This window comes from Bradyrhizobium sp. SZCCHNR1002, assembly GCF_032381435.1.
Classification (GTDB): domain Bacteria; phylum Pseudomonadota; class Alphaproteobacteria; order Rhizobiales; family Xanthobacteraceae; genus Bradyrhizobium; species Bradyrhizobium aeschynomenes.
This window is the reverse complement of record NZ_JAUHIS010000004.1, coordinates 95,900-110,047: the sequence shown is the minus strand read 5'-3', so window position 1 is coordinate 110,047 and position 14,148 is coordinate 95,900. Positions and strand designations below refer to the sequence as shown.

At 64.7% G+C, this 14,148-nt stretch carries 13 protein-coding genes; 5 read left to right on the top strand and 8 right to left on the bottom strand.

The window, feature by feature from the left end; genetic code table 11:
• Positions 1-567: 567 nt before the first annotated feature.
• Both pobA and QX108_RS20190 read right to left on the bottom strand, forming a co-directional pair.
• Positions 568-1,740: a 4-hydroxybenzoate 3-monooxygenase gene (gene pobA / locus QX108_RS20195; protein ID WP_315782819.1), complete on the bottom strand. Its 1,173-nt coding sequence runs from the start codon at positions 1,738-1,740 to the stop codon at positions 568-570.
• Between the two features lie 162 nt (positions 1,741-1,902).
• A complete protein-coding gene (locus tag QX108_RS20190; protein ID WP_315782821.1) occupies positions 1,903-2,823 on the bottom strand; it encodes a helix-turn-helix domain-containing protein in 921 nt (306 codons plus the stop codon).
• Between the two features lie 135 nt (positions 2,824-2,958).
• Between QX108_RS20190 and QX108_RS20185 the strand changes: the two genes are divergently transcribed.
• Complete coding sequence (locus tag QX108_RS20185) at positions 2,959-4,122, top strand: cytochrome P450 (RefSeq protein WP_315782823.1); 1,164 nt, start codon at positions 2,959-2,961, stop codon at positions 4,120-4,122.
• A gap of 362 nt (positions 4,123-4,484) precedes the next feature.
• On the opposite strand, the gene QX108_RS20180 is transcribed toward QX108_RS20185, so the two are convergent.
• Positions 4,485-5,603: an NADH:flavin oxidoreductase gene (locus QX108_RS20180; RefSeq protein WP_315782825.1), complete on the bottom strand. Its 1,119-nt coding sequence runs from the start codon at positions 5,601-5,603 to the stop codon at positions 4,485-4,487.
• 181 nt (positions 5,604-5,784) lie between these two features.
• On the opposite strand from QX108_RS20180, the gene QX108_RS20175 reads away from it, so the two are divergent.
• Positions 5,785-6,108 carry a helix-turn-helix domain-containing protein gene (locus QX108_RS20175; protein WP_315726032.1) on the top strand — a complete coding sequence of 108 codons (324 nt, stop codon included), beginning with the start codon at positions 5,785-5,787 and terminating at the stop codon, positions 6,106-6,108.
• A gap of 89 nt (positions 6,109-6,197) precedes the next feature.
• On the opposite strand, the gene QX108_RS20170 is transcribed toward QX108_RS20175, so the two are convergent.
• Complete coding sequence (locus tag QX108_RS20170) at positions 6,198-7,172, bottom strand: MBL fold metallo-hydrolase (protein ID WP_315782827.1); 975 nt, start codon at positions 7,170-7,172, stop codon at positions 6,198-6,200.
• A 60-nt stretch (positions 7,173-7,232) separates the two neighbouring features.
• A complete protein-coding gene (locus tag QX108_RS20165) occupies positions 7,233-8,717 on the bottom strand; it encodes an AMP nucleosidase (RefSeq protein ID WP_315719017.1) in 1,485 nt (494 codons plus the stop codon).
• 258 nt (positions 8,718-8,975) lie between these two features.
• Here QX108_RS20165 and QX108_RS20160 point away from each other — a divergent pair, with 258 nt between their 5' ends.
• The 3 genes from QX108_RS20160 to QX108_RS20150 are packed head-to-tail and all read left to right on the top strand — an operon-like array spanning position 8,976 to position 11,872.
• Complete coding sequence (locus QX108_RS20160) at positions 8,976-9,818, top strand: shikimate dehydrogenase (RefSeq protein WP_315782951.1); 843 nt, start codon at positions 8,976-8,978, stop codon at positions 9,816-9,818.
• 24 nt (positions 9,819-9,842) lie between these two features.
• Positions 9,843-10,694, top strand: a complete 852-nt coding sequence (locus QX108_RS20155; protein WP_315782829.1) for an amidohydrolase family protein — start codon at positions 9,843-9,845, stop codon at positions 10,692-10,694.
• 23 nt (positions 10,695-10,717) lie between these two features.
• On the top strand, positions 10,718-11,872 hold the full coding sequence (locus tag QX108_RS20150) for an ABC transporter substrate-binding protein (RefSeq protein ID WP_315719015.1): 1,155 nt from the start codon (positions 10,718-10,720) through the stop codon (positions 11,870-11,872).
• Positions 11,873-11,928: 56 nt separating this feature from the next.
• On the opposite strand, the gene QX108_RS20145 is transcribed toward QX108_RS20150, so the two are convergent.
• The 3 genes from QX108_RS20145 to ligA are packed head-to-tail and all read right to left on the bottom strand — an operon-like array spanning position 11,929 to position 14,142.
• Positions 11,929-12,888, bottom strand: coding sequence for a Gfo/Idh/MocA family oxidoreductase (locus QX108_RS20145; RefSeq protein WP_315782831.1), 960 nt, complete (start codon positions 12,886-12,888; stop codon positions 11,929-11,931).
• Positions 12,889-13,752, bottom strand: coding sequence for a class III extradiol dioxygenase subunit beta (locus QX108_RS20140; protein WP_315782833.1), 864 nt, complete (start codon positions 13,750-13,752; stop codon positions 12,889-12,891).
• Positions 13,753-14,142, bottom strand: a complete 390-nt coding sequence (gene ligA, locus QX108_RS20135; protein ID WP_009030426.1) for a protocatechuate 4,5-dioxygenase subunit alpha — start codon at positions 14,140-14,142, stop codon at positions 13,753-13,755.
• Positions 14,143-14,148: the final 6 nt, after the last annotated feature.

Genomic DNA, 14,148 nt, shown 5'->3' with positions numbered 1-14,148 from the left:
CGAAGTCGCAGCGGCCTGACACCCCGATGCTGGTGTCGCCTGCGCAATGCGCAAGCATTGTCGCGGCATGGTGGCCAACAAGCCCGGCGCACCAGGGCGACTGCGTATAAGCGTGAAGACACCGCGCAGGGAATGCCGGATGCTCGGCTGCACCTGTGGTACCTGCCGCCTGCATTTTTCTCGCAGGCGGGCCATGGGTGAGGCCGTCACCCGGCATTCCCTGCGCCCTCTCATATCTGCGAGGGGCGAACTGATGGCAGGCCTCGGGCATCAGGTGCCGCGAGAACGCGATGTCGTGTCTTTATTACTTTGCTGTTTGAACCGTGAATCCGCCCCACCCCAAGTCGTCGTCCCGGACAAGCCGCGACGCGCAACGCGCGGCGCGGCGCCGATCCGGGACCCATACGCCGCGGCCGTCGTGATGAGCACAAAAGCCAACGACCAGCCTGCCTCAAACCGCTCCCTGGAAGTATGGATCCCGGCTCGAGGCCGGGATGACAGGAGAGTTTGCTGAGGCGCTGTGCCCTCATCAACGTTCGCCGGCAAGCCACAACGCTGCGAGGTCAGCTAGAACGGCAGCCCGACATAGTTCTCCGCCAAGGACCGCTGCGCGGCCTCGGATGAGAACAGATATTCGAACTCGGTGTCCTGCAGCTTGTCCTCATAGGGCAGCCGATCGGGGAAGCGGTGCAGCAGGGTCGTCATCCACCAGGAGAAGCGCTGCGCCTTCCAGATGCGCGCCAGCGCCCGCTGCGAGTAGCCGTCGATGCCGGTGTCGTCACCCTTTTTGTAGTGATCGAGCAGCGCATGATAGAGATAGTAGATGTCGGACGCTGCCGAGTTCAGCCCGCGCGCGCCGGTCGGCGGCACGATGTGGGCGGCATCGCCGGCGAGGAACAGCCGGCCGTAGCGCATCGGCTCGGCGACGAAGCTGCGCAGCGGCGCGATGCTCTTCTCGATCGACGGGCCGGTGATGAGCTTGGCTGCGATCTCCTCGGGCAGGCGGCGCTTCAGCTCCTCCCAGAACGCGTCGTCGCTCCAATCCTCGACCTTGTCGGTCAGCGGGACCTGAACGTAATAGCGGCTCAGCACCTGCGAGCGCAGCGAGCACAGCGCGAAGCCGCGCTCATGCTTGGCGTAGATCAATTCCGGCGACACCGGCTTGGTGCGCGAGAGCACGCCGAGCCAGCCGAACGGATAGACCCGCTCATATTCCTTGATCTTGTCCTGCGGGATCGACTTGCGACTGACGCCGTGAAAACCGTCGGCGCCGATGATGTAGTCGCAGTCGACGCGGATGATCTCGTCGCCGCTGCGATAGGTGACGTAAGGCTTGTCGGAGGCGATGTCGTGCGGGGTGACGTCCTGCGCGTTGTGCACGACCTTGCCGCCGAGCTTGTCCCGCGCCTCGTAGAGATCGCGGGTCAGCTCGGTCTGGCCATACACCATCACCGAGTTGCCGCCGGAATATTTGTGCAGGTCGACGCGGTCGAGCTTGCCGTCATGGGCGATGTAGAAGCCGTGGTGGATTTCGCCCTCGCGGTCCATCCGCTCGCCGCACTGCGCCTCGCGCATCAGCTTGGCGAAGCCGTGCTCGAGCACGCCGGCGCGGATGCGCGACAGCACGTAGTCGCGGCTCGACTTTTCCAGGATGATCGTATCGATGCCCTGCAGATGCAGGAGCTGCGACAGCATCAGGCCGGACGGACCGCCGCCGATGATGCAGACTTGGACTTTCATGGGCATCTTCTCCCGGATTCGCGACAACAGGCTTTTTGGGTTTGCTTGTCAGTCGCGGATTCTACCAAGGAATGCGCGGCGTCACTTGGATGGACGCTGCATTCTCTTGCACTTTTCCGACATCACGCTGGAACAGTTTGGCGGTACCCTGCTCCCGGCGGATCAGCCGCGGCGGCCGGCGACCTCGTCGCCAACGCCCATCGCAAGGCGATAGTCGCGCGGGCTCGCTCCCGTATGGCGCTTGAAGAAGCGGCAGAAATAGGCCGGGTCCCTGAAGCCGAGCTCGAACGCCAGCTTCGATACCGGCGCGGCAATATAGGTGAGCCGGCGGCAGGCCTCGCGGGCGAGCCGCGCATGCACGATGTCGAGCGCAGACTGTCCGGTCTCCGCCCGCGTCAGCCGGTTCAGCCGCTCCGGCGTCATGCCGAGCTCGTCGGCATAGCGCGCCACCGACCAGTGATCGCGATGATGCGCCTCGACCAGCACGATGAAGCGCGTGAACAGCGCGGCGTGCCCGCTGCCGCGCCGCGCGCCCTGCGATTGCCGCGCGCTCTGTTGCGCCAGCCGCCACACGATCGAGCGTCCGAGCCAATGCGGCACCGGCGATGCTGCGGAATCGGCGGCAGCGAACTCATCGGCAAGATCGACGAAAAGCGCGGCGATCCGGCCGGTGGCCACCGCCTGCGGCTCGAGATGCAGGATTTGCGGCGTTGCAAACAAATCGCGCAGCGCCTCGCCGGTGGCCGGCACGTCGCCTTCCACCACCGCGCGCGGATTGAAGGTGAGCACGAAGCCGTCGGTGTCGCGCGAGAAGCGGAAGGCGTGAACCACACCGGGCGGGATGATGACGGCGACCGGGCCGGTGCAGCGCTCGCGGCGTTCGTCCAAGGCGATCTCGGCAGGACCGGCGGCGACCCAGAGGATCTGGTGCAGGCCCTGATGCGTGTGCGCCTCGATCTCCCAGCGATACAGTCTGCTGCGCACCTGGATCGGCTCGATGTGCAGCATGTCCGGCTGCGCGGCGAGGGCTTCGCCGTACAGTGCGAAGGCGGGAATCGACGGCTTGGTGCGAAAGCGTGGCATGCGCGGCAGCTAAGCTGGAATGTCGGAAAAGTACAAGTCTTGACCGGCGTTCGTGTCTTACGCCGCGGCCGGAGCGCGATTAGGATCGCGAAAAGAACAACAACGACCACACTCAATGGAGAGGAGGCCCGACAGATGTTCACGTTCGACCCGTATTCACCGGCAGTCGATGCCGACCCGTTCCCGTTCTACAAGACCTTGCGCGACGAGCATCCCTGCTTCTGGAGCCCGCAGGCGCAGGTCTGGATCCTGTCGCGCTATGCGGATGTCGCGGCGGCCGGCACCAACTGGCAGACCTATTCCTCGGCCAAGGGCAACCTGATGACCGAGCTGCCGAACCGCGCCGGGGCGACGCTCGGCACCACCGATCCGCCGCGTCACGACCGGCTGCGCGGTCTCGTGCAGCACGCCTTCATGAAGCGCAACCTGGAGAGCCTGTCGGGTCCGATCCGCGACATCGCCCGCGCCAGCGCCGAGGCGCTGCGCGGCCAGGAGCGCTTCGACTTCATCGAGGCATTCTCCTCGAAGTTCACCGTGCGTGTGCTGTTCGCAGCGCTCGGCCTGCCGCTCGGCGACGAGCAGACGGTGCGCGACAAGGCCGTGCTGATGGTGCAGAGCGATCCGGTCAGCCGCGCCAAGGGCCCGCAGCACATCGCCGCCTACAACTGGATGCAGGACTATGCGGCATCAGTCATCGCCGAGCGCCGCGCGCGGCCGCAGAACGATCTGATCTCGCATTTCAGCATGGCCGAGATCGACGGCGACAAGCTCGACGAGCGCGAGGTGCTGCTGACGACGACCACCCTGATCATGGCCGGCATCGAGTCGCTCGGCGGCTTCATGAGCATGCTGGCGTACAATCTCGCCGACCATCCCGACGCGCGCAGCGCCGTCGTCGCCAATCCCGATCTGCTGGCGGATGCGGTCGAGGAGTCGCTGCGCTTCAACACCTCGGCGCAGCGCTTCCGCCGCTGCCTGCAGAAGGATCTCACGCTGCATGGCCAGACGATGCGCGAGGGCGACTTCGTCTGCCTCGCCTACGGCTCCGCCAACCGCGACGAGCGGCAGTTTCCCAATCCCGATGTCTACGACATCACCCGCAAGCCGCGCGGCCACCTCGGCTTCGGCGGCGGCGTCCACGCCTGTCTGGGATCGGCGATCGCGCGCATGGCGATCAAGATCGCCTTCGACGAATTCCACAAGGTCGTGCCCGAGTATCGCCGCACCCAGGAGCAACTGCCCTGGATGCCGTCGTCCACGTTCCGCAGCCCGCTGTATCTGGAGCTGACGGTGCATTGATCAAAAGGACAGGGCATCCTCATACTAACAATGGGGGTAAGTAACGCCACGCACAAACCGGCTTATAGGGTGTGGGGTAAATATCGCGCCGCGAAGACGGTGCACCTTCTCCCCTTGTGGGAGAGGGTGGATCGCATGAGCGCAGCGAATGCGAGCCGGGTGAGGGGTCTCTCTCCGCGAGCTCCCGTGCGGAGAGAGACCCCTCACCCGCCTCCGATGCTTCGCATCTCCGGCACCCTCTCCCACAAGGGGAGAAGGTGCACCGAATCCGTGGCTCCTGTTTGCGCTCAACTAATAACCCAGACGACCTACGCTACGGGAGGAGGACGCGAATAGACGCAGTGCGCAAGCCGCGAAACAGCTCACACCAGCGCGCCGAGATCCGCGGCGTTGAAGCCCTTGAGCCCGGCCTTGTCGCCGGCCTTGATCTTGGCGACCCACTCGGCATCGCTGATCAGCGCGCGGCCGACGGCGATCAGGTCGAACTCGTCCTTCGCCATGCGCTCCAGCAGCGCATCGAGGTCCGCCGTCGTCGACGGCTTGCCGGCGAACGCCGAGAAGAACTCGTCGGACAGGCCGACCGAGCCGACGCTGATGGTCGCCGCGCCCGTGATCTTCTTCGCCCAGCCGGCGAAGTTGAGCCCCTTCTCGCCGTCGACCTCCGGGAATTCCGGCTCCCAGAAACGGCGCTGCGAGCAGTGCAGGATGTCGACGCCGGCATCGACCAGCGGCTGCAGCCAGTCGCCCATCAGCGCCGGCGTCTCGGCGAGGCGCGTCGCGTAGTCCTGCTGCTTCCACTGGCTGACGCGCAGGATGATCGGGAAGTCCGGACCGACCGCCTTGCGGATCGCGGCGACGATCTCGCCGGCGAAGCGCGAACGCTCCTTGATGGTCGGCCCGCCATAGCGGTCCTCGCGCTTGTTGGTGCCGGACCAGAAGAACTCATCGACCAGATAGCCATGCGCGCCGTGGACCTCGACCGTGTCGAAGCCGGTGCGCTTGGCGTCAGCGGCAGCCTGCGCGAACGCCGCGACGGTGTCGGCAATGTCGGTCTCGGTCATCGTGTTGCCGCGCGGCTTGCCCGGCGCGACCAGGCCCGACGGGCTCTCGACCGGCGCGTCCGGCTCCCAGCGGCTCATGCCCTTGGTCGAGCCGGTATGCCAGATCTGCGGCGCGATGCGGCCGCCCGCGGCATGCACGGCGCTCGCCACCTTCTGCCAGCCGGCCAGCGCGGCCTCGCCGTGGAAGAAGGGAATGTTGGGCTCGTTGCGCGAGGCCGGACGGTTGATCACCGTGCCCTCGGTCAGGATCAGCCCCACGCCGCCTTCGGCGCGGCGGCGGTAATAGGCGGCGTTGGCCTCGCCGGGAATGCCGTTCGGCGCGGCGTTGCGCGTCATCGGCGCCATGACGATGCGGTTCTTCAGCTCCAGCGACTTCAGGCGAAACGGACGAAACAGCACGCTGGTATCGAGATCGGACATTCAGAAGGCTCCATTGCGTTCGGAACCGCTCCAGTATACTTCGTAAACCTGGAGTCAATCAGGCACCCGAAGTCGCTCAGGTATACCCGAGGAAACCCCCATCGTGACTGTTGCGTCGACGTCCGAGACCGCCCCGCTCCGCTGCAGGCCGCAGCACTTCTCGTCGGAATGCCCGAGCCGGGTGCTGATCGACCAGATCGCCGACAAATGGTCGATGATGGTGCTGGCGGTGCTCGATGCCGGCCCACTGCGCTTCAACGCGATCAAGAAGCAGCTCGAAGGCGTGACGCAGAAGGCGCTGACGCAATGCCTGCGCCGGCTCGAGCGCAATGGCCTGGTCGCGCGCGAGGTGATCGCGGGGTCACCGATCGCCGTGCAATACGAGATCACGCCGCTCGGCCGCACCCTCCAGCCGCCGTTCCGCGCGCTCTATGCCTGGACCATTGCCAAGATGCCCGAGGTCGAGCAGGCACGTCAGGCCTTCGACCAGCGCTGGGCGCGCTGACATCGGCACACGACGCCCGCCCCGCGCTCCGGCGGCTGTGGAAGAACCAGCCGCACCGGAGTTGCCCTCAGCTTGTTGACGCCAGCCTACTAGTCAGACCGCAGCGCTTGGATCGGCTGATTCTTGGCATCCGCCCCCTGCACGTCGTCTCCGATCGTAAACGAATCGAGGTCGTGACCGACCACCAACGGGCCGCGATACGTCGTCCTCGTCCGCGCGATCAGCATGTCCTCGGGAATGTCCTGCACGGGCTTCAACGTCGCGAAGACGATGTGCGAGTAGACGGCAAGCTTGGGGCCGGCCATCGAGAAGATCTTGCCCGCCTCCTCGGGCGAGGAGTGGTGCGCTTCAATTTCGCGATAGGACGGATAGCTCTTCGACAGCTCCGGCTCGATTACGGCAACCTCGTGAACGAGGAGATCGGCGCCTTTCGCCGCATTGGCAATCCGCTCGTCGTATTTGGTATCGCCGGAGAGCACCACCTTCTTGCCGTCATACTCGATCATGTAGCCGAAGGATGGCTTGATCTTCTCGCCGTGATTGACCTCAATTGCCGTCACCTTGACGCCGTTCTTGTCGTAGACCTGTCCCGGCTCGATATCCTTGGCCGCGAAAGCGACGCCCTCCGGAGGGAGATGTTCGTCGTCCTCGCGAATCCGGATGTCCTCGGCAAACGCCTTGGTCAGATTCTCGGTCATCGCCACCGTCCCCTTGGGACCGAAGACGATCATGGGAGATTTGCGCGACGCCCAAGGCGTTCCGATCCAGCCGCTCAGCCACATGTCCGGCAGCCCGACAAGATGATCGGAATGCAGATGGGTGATGAAGTGTGCCGTGATGGACCCGAGCGCAACCCGTTTCTGAAACAGCCTGATCGTCGAGCCGCGGCCAAAGTCGAACAGCAGCTTTTCAGGACCGGCCTCGATCAGTGTCGACGCGCTGAAGCTGTTCACGCGCGGCGTCGGCGTTCCCGTTCCGAGCAATGTGACCTTCATCGTGTCGGCACTCGCAGCCTGTCCGGACACGAGCATGACGACCGTCAAGAGTGTCGGCCCGATTCGCATTGTCTCTCTCCCTTTTTCTTGTTGGTCTTCTTGTTCGCTGTCTTGGTCGAGTCCAAGCCCCTACTGAAACGCGACCTCGGCAAAGCTGCGCAGCTTGCGCGAATGCAGCCGCTCGGATTCCTGGTGCTTCAACAACTCGAGCGCCTTGAGGCCGATCTGCAGGTGCTGACCGACGCGCTGCCGGTAGAAGTCGCTGGCCATGCCGGCGAGCTTGATCTCGCCATGCAGCGGCTTGTCCGAGACGCAGAGCAAGGTGCCGTAGGGCACCCGGAAGCGATAGCCATTGGCGGCGATGGCTGCCGACTCCATGTCGAGCGCGACGGCCCGCGACTGCGACAGCCGGCGGATCACGGCGGGGCCGGAAATCTCCCAATTGCGGTTGTCGACGCTCGCGACCGTGCCGGTGCGCATCACCCGCTTCAGCTCGAAGCCGGAATAGCCGGTCACGGCCTCGACCGCCTCTTCGAGCGCGACCTGCACCTCGGCCAGCGCCGGGATCGGCACCCAGGGCGGCAGCTCCTGGTCGAGCACATGGTCCTCGCGGACATAGCCATGTGCGAGCACATAGTCGCCGAGCCGCTGGGTGTTGCGCAGGCCCGCGCAATGGCCGACCATCAGCCAAGCATGCGGCCGCAGCACCGCGATGTGATCGGTGACGTTGCGGGCGTTCGACGGCCCAGTGCCGATGTTGATCAGCGTGATGCCCTGGTGCCCGGGCTCAACGAGATGCAGCGCCGGCATCTGCGGCGTACGCGCCGGCGCCGCGCCGGTGGTGCCGCCGCCAGAACGGGCATTGCGTGTGATGACGTTGCCCGGCTCGACAAAAGCTTCAGCGTCGCCCAGCCCGGCCGCCAGCTGCTGACGGCCCCAATCCGCGAAGGCGTCGACATAGAACTGGTAGTTCGTAAAGATCACGAAGTTCTGGAAGTGATCGGGGTCAGTCCCCGTATAGTGATAGAGCCGGCGCAGCGAGTAATCGACGCGCGCCGCCCGAAACAACGACAGCGGCTCGGGCATGCCGGGCTTCAGCTCGAGCGTGCCGTCGGCGATGGCGTCGTCCATGGTCGCGAGATCAGGGGCATCGAAGACGTCGCGCAGCGAGCGCGTCACCAGCGGGCTTTCGTGATGCGGCAGCGACGTCTCGATGTTGATGTCGCGCCGGTAGGCGAAATGCACCGGGATCGGCTCGGCGGACTCGCCGATCTCGACCGGCACGCCGTGGTTCTCGATCAGGAGGCGGATCTGCTCGGTCAGATAGGATCGGAACAGATCCGGGCGCGTCACGCTGGTCTCGTGCACGCCCGGCCCCGCAACGAAGCCGTAGGCGAGACGCGAGTCCAGCCGGGCGTGGCTCGCCGTGGTGAGGCGCACGAACGGATAGGTCGCGCGGATGCGGCTCGCCGGCACGACGCCGTTGGCATAGGCCTCGAAATGAGAGCGCAGGAAGGCAGTGTTGCGCTCATAAATCTCCTCGAGCCGCGCCACTGCAGCAGCGGCGTCGGTGAAGCTTTCGGTCGCGATGGAGAGCGGAGACTGAATGGTCAATCGAGATCCCTCGTAGCCGGTCGGACGCGGCCTGTAGCCTCGGCGCGACTGTGGTTCGCAATCATAGAAACCAGCCGCCGCTTTGCCCAGAGGCAGGGTATCGCGATGCTGCATCCAGTCCACACCATGAAACGATGCGTGCATTGCGAAGGACACTGTGACGGAGTGTTTCAATTGCCTGGCTGGATCATTGCCCATAAGACGATTTCATCATCGGCCGGAACAGGCCGACATCCAGACGGGAGGCCTTGGCGCAGCATGTCGCAAGCGAACGGATTCGGATTGGCTGGCGTCGTCGGCATGCCCGTCGCGCACTCGCGCTCCCCCACGATCCACAATTTCTGGCTGAACGCGCATGGCCTGCGCGGCGCCTACGTTCCGCTGGCGGTGCAGCCGGAGCGGCTCAAGGATGCACTTGCGGGCCTGGTGGCACTCGGTTTCCGTGGATGCAACGTCACCATGCCGCACAAGCAGACGGCGATGCCGCTACTGCACCGGGTCAACGACACAGCGCGGCGCATCGGCGCCGTCAATACGATCGTCGTCGAGGACGATGGCACGCTCAGCGGCTTCAACAATGACGGCAACGGCTTCGTGCAGAGCCTGCGCGACGCCAGGCCGGGCTGGCGGGCCGACGAGGGCCCGATCCTGCTGCTCGGTGCCGGCGGCGCGGCACGCGCGGTGGTTGTGGCGCTGCTGGAGAACGGCGCCCGCGATATCCGCATCAGCAACCGCACGGCTGAGAAGGCGCAGGCCATCGCGGCCGAGTTCGGGTCAACCATCAGCACGGTGCCGTGGGACGATCGTTCGGCGGCGGTCGCCGACGCCGCCCTGCTCATCAACAGCACCGATCGCGGCATGATCGGAAAGCCCACCTTGGAGATCGACCTGGGGCGGCTGTCCGCGACGACGCTCGTCGCGGACCTGATCTATACCCCGCTCGAGACGCCCTTCCTGGCGGACGCGCGCGGGCGCGGGTGCACGACGGTGAACGGGCTCGGCCTGCTGCTCAACCAGGCCCGCCTCGCCTTCCAGGCTTGGTTCGGGGTGCTGCCGGATGTGACGCCCGAACTGATCAAGGCCATCCAGGCGACGTTCTGAACGTCGGTGAGGCGCGGTTCGACCATGGCACTCCCGATAGGCCCCAGCATCGATTGCCACATTCATGCCATCGATCCCGCGCGCTTTCCTTACGCACCGGACACACCCTACCGTCCGGCTGGCCAGGAGATCGCGCCCGCCGCGCATCTCATTCGCGTGCTCGACGTCTTCGACGTCCGGCACGCGCTGATCGTCGCGACCAATTCCGGCTACGGCTCCGACAGCCGCATCCTGCTCGATACGCTCAGGCTCGGAGACGGCAGGTTCAAGGGCGTCGCAGTCGTCGAGAAGGATGTCGGGACAAAGGAACTCGAGCGGTTGAAGGCCGCAGGCGTCATCGGGATCGCCTTCAACGTGCCGTTTCATGGCACCGACTACTACCGCGACGCCGCGCCGCTGCTCGACGAGATCGCCGACCTCGACCTGTTTCTGCAGGTCCAGGTCGAGCAAGATCAGTTGCTCGACCTGCTGCCCCTCATCGAGCGGTCGAAGGTCCGTCTCGTGTTCGATCATTGCGGCCGCCCAGCCGTGGAGCATGGCCTGCAACGCCCCTCCTTCCAGGCGCTGCTCGCGCTCGGCCGCGATCGCGACGCGCATGTGAAGCTGTCCGGCTACTATAAATTCGCGCGCCAGCCCTATCCCTACGCGGACACATGGCCGTTCATCGCCGCACTGGTCGAGGCGTTCACCCTTGACCGCTGCGTCTGGGGCTCCGACTGGCCCTTCCTGCGCGCGCCCGAGCGTCTCGACTACGGACCGCTGCTAGCGGGGATTGCCGAGATCTTTCCGGATCCAGACGATCAGCACCGGCTACTATGGCGCACGCCGTCGCGGCTGCTGGGCCTTGCACAGGTCCCGGCAGGTTCATCATCATAAGCAAAAACAATCGGGAGAACGTCATGAGGCATCTAGGAAGATTGAGCGGTTTGGCGGCCGCCATGTCGCTGTGGGCGGGTTTGGCCCAGGCAGAGAACACGGTCTATATTCCCGATGTCGTCGAATTGTCCGGTCCGGGAGCCGTGTCGGGCACGAACTGGCGTGATGGCGTCGCCCTGGCCATCGACGAGATCAACAATGCCGGCGGCATTCTCGGCCGCAAGATCGCAACCGAGCATCTGGACACCCAGAGCAATCCCGGCGTGTCGCGCGCCCAGGTGCAGAAGGTGCTCGACCGCGAGCCCTACGTTGTGCTGGGTCCGATCTATTCAGGCTCGGTCAAGGTCAACATGGCGCTGACGCAGCAGGCCGAGGTGCCGCAGATCGTCGGCGCCGAGGCCGCCGACATCACTACCCAAGGCAATCCCTGGATCTTCCGCACCGCCTTCGGCCAGCAGTTCAGCATGCCGAAGATCGCGAACTATCTGCACGACCAGCTCAAGGTGAAGTCGGTCGCAGTCGTCTGGGTCAACAACGATTTCGGCAAAGGCGGCCGCGACAGCTTCGTCAAGGAGATGAAGGCGCGCGGCATCGAGGTGGTGTCCGACATTTCGACCGAGCAGGGCCAGGTCGATTTCGGCTCCGACGTGATCAAGCTGAAGAATGTGAAGGCAGACGCCATCTTCGTCTACACCAACGAGGAGGAGAGCGCGCGCTTCCTGATCGAGGCCAAACGTCAGGGGTTGACCGTGCCGCTGTTCGGCGAAACCACGCTGCTCAGCCAGAAGGTGGTCGAACTGGCGGGCCCCGCCGCCAACGGCGTGCGTGGCCATGTCGGCCTGAGCGCGGATGCGCCCGTCCCTGCCATCCAGGCCTTCGCGAAGAAGTTCAACGAGCGCTACCGCTACTGGCCCGACCACAACGGCATCAAAGGTTACACCGCCGTCTATCTCGTCAAATACGTGACCGAGATGATCGGCAAGTTCGACGGCCACGCCTTCGGAGCCGCCATGAAGGGCCTGACGCTGACCCCGGACAAGGCGCCGGGCATGCTGATGGAGGCAAGCTGGGACCAGAACGGCGACATCGACCGTGAGAGCTTCCTGGCCGAGATCGTCGACGGCAAGCAGAAGATCGTCGTGACGCTGCCGAAGCTGAAACCGTCCAAGGCGCCGTAGGTCTGCGCCACCGCAGAAACCCTCCCCGCGCGCAATGCGCGCGAGGAGGATGAATATCAGCCCTTGGCGAGCTGCTCATCGAGATCGTGCAGCACCTGGTAGCAGGGCAGCACCTGGGCGACGGAGGCGTTCGGCTCGCGGCCCTCGCGGATCGCGGCGAAGAACTCGCGGTCCTGCAGCTCGATGCCGTTCATGGAGACATCGACCTTGGAGACGTCGATCTTCTCTTCCTTGCCGTTCACCAGATCGTCGTAGCGGGCGATGTAGGTGCCGGTGTCGCCGATGTAGCGGAAGAAGGTGCCGAGCGGGCCGTCATTGTTGAACGACAGCGACAAGGTGCAGATCGCGCCGTTGGCGGCCTTGAGCTGGATGGACATGTCCATGGCAATGCCGAGGGTCGGATGGATCGGTCCCTGGATCGCATTGGCCTTCACGATCGGCGAGCCCGCCTGATAGGCGAACAGGTCGACGGTGTGCGCGGCATGATGCCATAGCAGATGGTCGGTCCAGCTGCGCGGCTGGCCCAGCGCGTTCATGTTGGTGCGGCGGAAGAAGTAGGTCTGCACATCCATCTGCTGGATATGGAACTCGCCGGCCTTGATCTTCTTGTGCACGAACTGATGGCTGGGATTGAAGCGGCGGGTATGGCCGCACATCGCGACCAGCTTGGTCTCCTTCTGCAGCTCGACCACCTGCTGCGCGTCCTTCAAGGAGTCGGCGAGCGGGATTTCGACCTGGACGTGCTTGCCCGCCTTGAGGCAGTCGATCGCCTGCGCGGCATGCATCTGCGTCGGGGTGCAGAGGATCACGGCGTCGACCTCCGGCAGCTTGAGGCTGTCGGAAAGCTCGGTCGAGACGTGCTTGATGCCGTATTTGTCGGCGACTTCCTTGGTCTGGTCGAAGCGGCGGCCGACCAGCGACACCACCTCGACGCCATCGATGTTCTTGATGCCGTCGAGATGCTTGATGCCGAAGGCGCCGGCGCCGGCGAGCGCGACCTTGATCGTGTTGGCCATTTAGTTGTTCTCCAGAATGACATGGCCGACGGCCGTGTTGCTGGCCGGCACATGGTAGAAGCGGTGACGCACGGTCGGCGCGTTGCCCTTCTTGGTCTCGTTGACGTCGCTCATGGCGCCGCGCGCGATCAGCCACATCACGAGCTCGATGCCCTCGCTACCAGCCTCGCGGACGTAGTCGATATGAGGCACCTTCGACAGACCTTCCGGGTCGTTGATGAGCTTGTCGAGGAACATGTTGTCCCATTCGCGATTGATCAGGCCGGCGCGCGGCCCCTGCAACTGGTGGCTCATGCCGCCAGTGCCCCAGATCTGCACGTTGAGCGGCTCGTCATAGCTCTCGATCGCCTTGCGGATCGCCTTGCCCAGCATGAAGCAGCGGCGGCCCGACGGAACCGGATATTGCACGACGTTGACGGCGAACGGGATCACTGGGCACGGCCACGCGTCGACCTGACCGAAGATCAGGCTGAGCGGCACGGTGAGGCCGTGGTCGACATCCATCTTGTTGACGATGGTGAGGTCGAAATCGTCCTGGATCACCGACTGCGCGATATGCGCGGCGAGCTTCGGATGTCCGATCACCTTCGGGACGGGTCGCGGGCCCCAGCCCTCGTCGGCGGGCTGATACTCGGCCGCAGTGCCGATCGCGAACGTGGGAATCATGTCCAGGCTGAAGGCGGTCGCGTGGTCGTTGAAGACCAGGAACACGACATCAGGCTTCTGCTCCTTCTCCCACTGCTTGGCGAAGTCGTAACCGGCGAACACCGGCTTCCAATAGTCCTCGCCGGTCTTGCCGAGGTCGAGGGCGGCGCCGATCGCCGGAACGTGCGAGGTGAAAACGCTTGCGGAGATTTTTGCCATTTACTTCTTCTCCCCGGTGTAGCGGTTGCCCTCAGGGGAGCGGCCGCCCTTGATCATCATCTCGCGGTACTGGTCTTCGGTCATGCCGGTCATGCTGCCGGCCATCTGCTGAAAGCTCTTGCCGTCGGTTGCGCCGATCTTGGCGAGAAAGTAGATGTTGCCGCCGAGCGCGATGCAGCGGTTGAGGTCGCGGTCGAGCACGGCCTGCTTCTGCTCCTCGCTCATCGGCCATTCGTCGAGATAAGCGCGCTCATTGGCCTTGAAGCGGGCGCGGTTCTCCGCCTTCATCAAGGACATGCAGAACTGGTTGAGGTGATAGCCCATCCGCGACATGTCTGCGTCGAAGATGGTCGTACCGGGAACGTCGGTATAGGGTTTGTCGAGCGACATCGCTTG

Excerpts from the sequence above, each read along its gene's own strand:
- QX108_RS20160 (WP_315782951.1), top strand. The coding sequence starts at position 8,976 with ATGTCGCAAGCGAACGGATTCGGATTGGCTGGCGTCGTCGGCATGCCC.
- QX108_RS20155 (WP_315782829.1), top strand. The coding sequence starts at position 9,843 with ATGGCACTCCCGATAGGCCCCAGCATCGATTGCCACATTCATGCCATC.
- pobA (WP_315782819.1), bottom strand. The coding sequence starts at position 1,740 with ATGAAAGTCCAAGTCTGCATCATCGGCGGCGGTCCGTCCGGCCTGATG.
- QX108_RS20170 (WP_315782827.1), bottom strand. The coding sequence starts at position 7,172 with ATGCGAATCGGGCCGACACTCTTGACGGTCGTCATGCTCGTGTCCGGA.
- QX108_RS20180 (WP_315782825.1), bottom strand. The coding sequence starts at position 5,603 with ATGTCCGATCTCGATACCAGCGTGCTGTTTCGTCCGTTTCGCCTGAAG.
- QX108_RS20140 (WP_315782833.1), bottom strand. The coding sequence starts at position 13,752 with ATGGCAAAAATCTCCGCAAGCGTTTTCACCTCGCACGTTCCGGCGATC.
- QX108_RS20150 (WP_315719015.1), top strand. The coding sequence starts at position 10,718 with ATGAGGCATCTAGGAAGATTGAGCGGTTTGGCGGCCGCCATGTCGCTG.
- QX108_RS20145 (WP_315782831.1), bottom strand. The coding sequence starts at position 12,888 with ATGGCCAACACGATCAAGGTCGCGCTCGCCGGCGCCGGCGCCTTCGGC.
- ligA (WP_009030426.1), bottom strand. The coding sequence starts at position 14,142 with ATGTCGCTCGACAAACCCTATACCGACGTTCCCGGTACGACCATCTTC.
- QX108_RS20190 (WP_315782821.1), bottom strand. The coding sequence starts at position 2,823 with ATGCCACGCTTTCGCACCAAGCCGTCGATTCCCGCCTTCGCACTGTAC.
- QX108_RS20185 (WP_315782823.1), top strand. The coding sequence starts at position 2,959 with ATGTTCACGTTCGACCCGTATTCACCGGCAGTCGATGCCGACCCGTTC.